Annotated in this window: 2 tRNA genes and 3 rRNA genes; all 5 read left to right on the forward strand. The window is 48.6% G+C overall.

Annotation, left to right across the window (positions count from 1 at the left end):
* Positions 1-166 precede the first annotated feature (166 nt).
* The 5 genes from F3J02_RS18310 to rrf all read left to right on the forward strand — a co-directional run bounded on the left by F3J02_RS18310 (position 167) and on the right by rrf (position 5,522).
* A 16S ribosomal RNA gene (locus tag F3J02_RS18310) occupies positions 167-1,704 on the forward strand.
* A gap of 59 nt (positions 1,705-1,763) precedes the next feature.
* A tRNA-Ile gene (locus tag F3J02_RS18315) sits at positions 1,764-1,840 on the forward strand.
* Positions 1,841-1,895: 55 nt separating this feature from the next.
* Positions 1,896-1,971: transfer RNA gene (locus tag F3J02_RS18320), tRNA-Ala, on the forward strand.
* Positions 1,972-2,357: 386 nt separating this feature from the next.
* A 23S ribosomal RNA gene (locus tag F3J02_RS18325) occupies positions 2,358-5,248 on the forward strand.
* Positions 5,249-5,407: 159 nt separating this feature from the next.
* A 5S ribosomal RNA gene (gene rrf, locus F3J02_RS18330) occupies positions 5,408-5,522 on the forward strand.
* The 16S, 23S and 5S rRNA genes sit together here with 2 tRNA genes alongside, the layout of an rRNA operon.
* The last annotated feature ends 7 nt before the right edge of the window (positions 5,523-5,529 follow it).

Here is a 5,529-nt window from a genome sequence, read left to right on the forward strand (position 1 = left end):
GATCATTAAGAGAATAGAAGAACAACTTGTGTGGATTTTTACTGATTGATCGATCGAAAATATTTCATTGATTGAATGGTAAAAATTTCTCGAAGTTTATTTGAGCGAATTTTTAGTCAGAAAATTGATGAGCCAAGATTTGTAGCCATAAGCTACTAATGATTTTAAACTGAAGAGTTTGATCATGGCTCAGATTGAACGCTGGCGGCAGGCTTAACACATGCAAGTCGAGCGGGGAAGGGTAGCTTGCTACCTAACCTAGCGGCGGACGGGTGAGTAATGCTTAGGAATCTGCCATTTAGTGGGGGACAACATTCCGAAAGGAATGCTAATACCGCATACGTCCTACGGGAGAAAGCAGGGGATCTTCGGACCTTGCGCTAAATGATGAGCCTAAGTCGGATTAGCTAGTTGGTGGGGTAAAGGCCTACCAAGGCGACGATCTGTAGCGGGTCTGAGAGGATGATCCGCCACACTGGGACTGAGACACGGCCCAGACTCCTACGGGAGGCAGCAGTGGGGAATATTGGACAATGGGCGGAAGCCTGATCCAGCCATGCCGCGTGTGTGAAGAAGGCCTTTTGGTTGTAAAGCACTTTAAGCGAGGAGGAGGCTCTTCTAGTTAATACCTAGGATGAGTGGACGTTACTCGCAGAATAAGCACCGGCTAACTCTGTGCCAGCAGCCGCGGTAATACAGAGGGTGCGAGCGTTAATCGGATTTACTGGGCGTAAAGCGTGCGTAGGCGGCTTTTTAAGTCGGATGTGAAATCCCCGAGCTTAACTTGGGAATTGCATTCGATACTGGGAAGCTAGAGTATGGGAGAGGATGGTAGAATTCCAGGTGTAGCGGTGAAATGCGTAGAGATCTGGAGGAATACCGATGGCGAAGGCAGCCATCTGGCCTAATACTGACGCTGAGGTACGAAAGCATGGGGAGCAAACAGGATTAGATACCCTGGTAGTCCATGCCGTAAACGATGTCTACTAGCCGTTGGGGCCTTTGAGGCTTTAGTGGCGCAGCTAACGCGATAAGTAGACCGCCTGGGGAGTACGGTCGCAAGACTAAAACTCAAATGAATTGACGGGGGCCCGCACAAGCGGTGGAGCATGTGGTTTAATTCGATGCAACGCGAAGAACCTTACCTGGTCTTGACATAGTAAGAACTTTCCAGAGATGGATTGGTGCCTTCGGGAACTTACATACAGGTGCTGCATGGCTGTCGTCAGCTCGTGTCGTGAGATGTTGGGTTAAGTCCCGCAACGAGCGCAACCCTTTTCCTTATTTGCCAGCGGGTTAAGCCGGGAACTTTAAGGATACTGCCAGTGACAAACTGGAGGAAGGCGGGGACGACGTCAAGTCATCATGGCCCTTACGACCAGGGCTACACACGTGCTACAATGGTCGGTACAAAGGGTTGCTACCTAGCGATAGGATGCTAATCTCAAAAAGCCGATCGTAGTCCGGATTGGAGTCTGCAACTCGACTCCATGAAGTCGGAATCGCTAGTAATCGCGGATCAGAATGCCGCGGTGAATACGTTCCCGGGCCTTGTACACACCGCCCGTCACACCATGGGAGTTTGTTGCACCAGAAGTAGGTAGTCTAACCGTAAGGAGGACGCTTACCACGGTGTGGCCGATGACTGGGGTGAAGTCGTAACAAGGTAGCCGTAGGGGAACCTGCGGCTGGATCACCTCCTTAACGAAAGATTGACGATCGGTAAGAATCCACAACAAGTTGTTCTTCGAAGATGTATCTGAGGGTCTGTAGCTCAGTTGGTTAGAGCACACGCTTGATAAGCGTGGGGTCACAAGTTCAAGTCTTGTCAGACCCACCAAATCTGATTGCAGTAGCTTAGATTGAAAGATATGTCGTTCATTAAATGATAAGCTGGGGACTTAGCTTAGTTGGTAGAGCGCCTGCTTTGCACGCAGGAGGTCAGGAGTTCGACTCTCCTAGTCTCCACCATACATTACGAAGTAATGTAGAAAACGAAAGTTAAATTCCAAGATAGCTTATAGAAATTAATAAATAAGAAGATCGAAAGATCTTGGTTTATTAACTTCTGTGATTTATCACAGTTTACTACTCACCGACGAGGTGGTAGTTAATCATTAACAGATTAGAAAATTGAGTCTGAAATAAATTGTTCACTCAAGAATTTAGATTGATCGAATTTATTTGATTGATTTAAACATATTGAGAACTAGCAAAAACACTGAATCAAGCGTTTTGGTATATGAATTTAGATTGAAGCTGTATGGTGATTAAGTTCACAGACAACAAATCAGTAGCAATTAAGTTTGCAACGATAACACTCACTTGTATGTGTTAACGACTGTTTGGGGTTGTATAGTCAAGTAATTAAGTGCATGTGGTGGATGCCTTGGCAGTCAGAGGCGATGAAAGACGTGATAGCCTGCGAAAAGCTCCGGGGAGGCGGCAAATATCCTTTGATCCGGAGATTTCTGAATGGGGGAACCCACCCGCTATAAGGCGGGTATCATAAGCTGAATACATAGGCTTATGAAGCGAACGAGGGGAAGTGAAACATCTCAGTACCCTTAGGAAAAGAAATCAATTGAGATTCCCTTAGTAGCGGCGAGCGAACGGGGAGCAGCCCATTAAGTTGTGTGTGTTCTAGTGGAACGCTCTGGGAAGTGCGAACGTAGAGGGTGATATTCCCGTACACGAAAGGGCACACACAATGATGACGAGTAGGGCGAGGCACGTGAAACCTTGTCTGAATATGGGGGGACCATCCTCCAAGGCTAAATACTCCTGACTGACCGATAGTGAACCAGTACCGTGAGGGAAAGGCGAAAAGAACCCCTGTGAGGGGAGTGAAATAGATCCTGAAACCGCATGCATACAAGCAGTGGGAGCCGACTTGTTCGGTGACTGCGTACCTTTTGTATAATGGGTCAGCGACTTATATTCAGTAGCAAGGTTAACCGAATAGGGGAGCCGTAGAGAAATCGAGTCTTAATAGGGCGTTTAGTTGCTGGGTATAGACCCGAAACCAGGCGATCTATCCATGAGCAGGTTGAAGGTTGGGTAACACTAACTGGAGGACCGAACCCACTGTCGTTGAAAAGCCAGGGGATGACTTGTGGATAGGGGTGAAAGGCTAATCAAGCCTGGTGATAGCTGGTTCTCCCCGAAAGCTATTTAGGTAGCGCCTCGGACGAATACCATTGGGGGTAGAGCACTGTTTCGGCTAGGGGGTCATCCCGACTTACCAAACCGATGCAAACTCCGAATACCAATGAGTACTATCCGGGAGACAGACTGCGGGTGCTAACGTCCGTAGTCAAGAGGAAAACAATCCAGACCGCCAGCTAAGGCCCCAAAATCATAGTTAAGTGGGAAACGATGTGGGAAGGCATAGACAGCTAGGAGGTTGGCTTAGAAGCAGCCACCCTTTAAAGAAAGCGTAATAGCTCACTAGTCGAGTCGGCCTGCGCGGAAGATGTAACGGGGCTAAAACTATGTGCCGAAGCTGCGGATTTGACATTAGTCAAGTGGTAGGGGAGCGTTCTGTAAGCCGATGAAGGTGTATTGAGAAGTATGCTGGAGGTATCAGAAGTGCGAATGCTGACGTGAGTAACGACAAAACGGGTGAAAAACCCGTTCGCTGAAAGACCAAGGGTTCCAGTCCAACGTTAATCGGGGCTGGGTGAGTCGACCCCTAAGGCGAGGCCGAGAGGCGTAGTCGATGGGAAATTGGTTAATATTCCAATACTTCTGTGTAATGCGATGAGAGGACGGAGAAGGTTAAGTCAGCCTGGCGTTGGTTGTCCAGGTGGAAGGTTGTAGGCATGTATCTTAGGCAAATCCGGGGTACTCTATGCTGAGAACTGATAGCAAGCTGTACTTGTACAGTGAAGTGGCTGATACCATGCTTCCAGGAAAAGTCTCTAAGCTTCAGTTACACAGGAATCGTACCCGAAACCGACACAGGTGGTCAGGTCGAGTAGACCAAAGCGCTTGAGAGAACTCTGCTGAAGGAACTAGGCAAAATGGTACCGTAACTTCGGGAGAAGGTACGCTGCTGACGGTGATGGGACTTGCTCCCTGAGCTATTGGCAGCCACAGAAACCAGGCCGCTGCAACTGTTTATTAAAAACATAGCACTCTGCAAACACGAAAGTGGACGTATAGGGTGTGATGCCTGCCCGGTGCTGGAAGGTTAATTGATGGGGTTAGCGTAAGCGAAGCTCTTGATCGAAGCCCCAGTAAACGGCGGCCGTAACTATAACGGTCCTAAGGTAGCGAAATTCCTTGTCGGGTAAGTTCCGACCTGCACGAATGGCATAATGATGGCGGCGCTGTCTCCAGCAGAGGCTCAGTGAAATCGAAATCGCTGTGAAGATGCAGTGTACCCGCGGCTAGACGGAAAGACCCCGTGAACCTTTACTGCAGCTTGACATTGAACTTTGACCTTACTTGTGTAGGATAGGTGGGAGGCTTTGAAGTTGGAACGCTAGTTCCAATGGAGCCGTCCTTGAAATACCACCCTGGTAATGTTGAGGTTCTAACTCTGCCCCGTAATCCGGGGCGAGGACCATGTCTGGTGGGTAGTTTGACTGGGGCGGTCTCCTCCTAAAGAGTAACGGAGGAGTACGAAGGTGCGCTCAGCGTGGTCGGAAATCACGCGTAGAGTATAAAGGCAAAAGCGCGCTTAACTGCGAGACCCACAAGTCGAGCAGGTACGAAAGTAGGTCTTAGTGATCCGGTGGTTCTGTATGGAAGGGCCATCGCTCAACGGATAAAAGGTACTCTGGGGATAACAGGCTGATACCGCCCAAGAGTTCATATCGACGGCGGTGTTTGGCACCTCGATGTCGGCTCATCTCATCCTGGGGCTGAAGCAGGTCCCAAGGGTATGGCTGTTCGCCATTTAAAGAGGTACGCGAGCTGGGTTTAGAACGTCGTGAGACAGTTCGGTCCCTATCTACCGTGGGCGCTGGAAATTTGAGAGGATCTGCTCCTAGTACGAGAGGACCAGAGTGGACGAACCTCTGGTGTACCGGTTGTGACGCCAGTCGCATCGCCGGGTAGCTATGTTCGGAAGGGATAACCGCTGAAAGCATCTAAGCGGGAAGCCTACCTCAAGATAAGATTTCCCTAGGAATTTATTCCTCTAAAGAGCCGTTCGAGACTAGGACGTTGATAGGTTGGGTGTGGAAGCACGGTGACGTGTGAAGCTGACCAATACTAATTGCTCGTGAGGCTTGACTATACAACACCCAAACAGTTGTTGTATTCAAGATAAATTCAATACATAACTTGATTTAGTGTGAAATCTAGTTACAATACCGACTCAATTATCTAATCCGTTAATAACTCTTTCGGTACTAAGTGGCAAAAAACGTAAGACCACCCAAAACCAAAACAGTTTGCTGGCGACAATAGCAAGAGTGAACCACCTGATCCCTTCCCGAACTCAGAAGTGAAACCTCTTAGCGCTGATGGTAGTGTGGCACTTGCCATGTGAGAGTAAGTCATCGCCAGCTTTTAAAT

Source organism: Acinetobacter sp. Tr-809, assembly GCF_011753255.1.
Taxonomy (GTDB): Bacteria; Pseudomonadota; Gammaproteobacteria; order Pseudomonadales; family Moraxellaceae; genus Acinetobacter.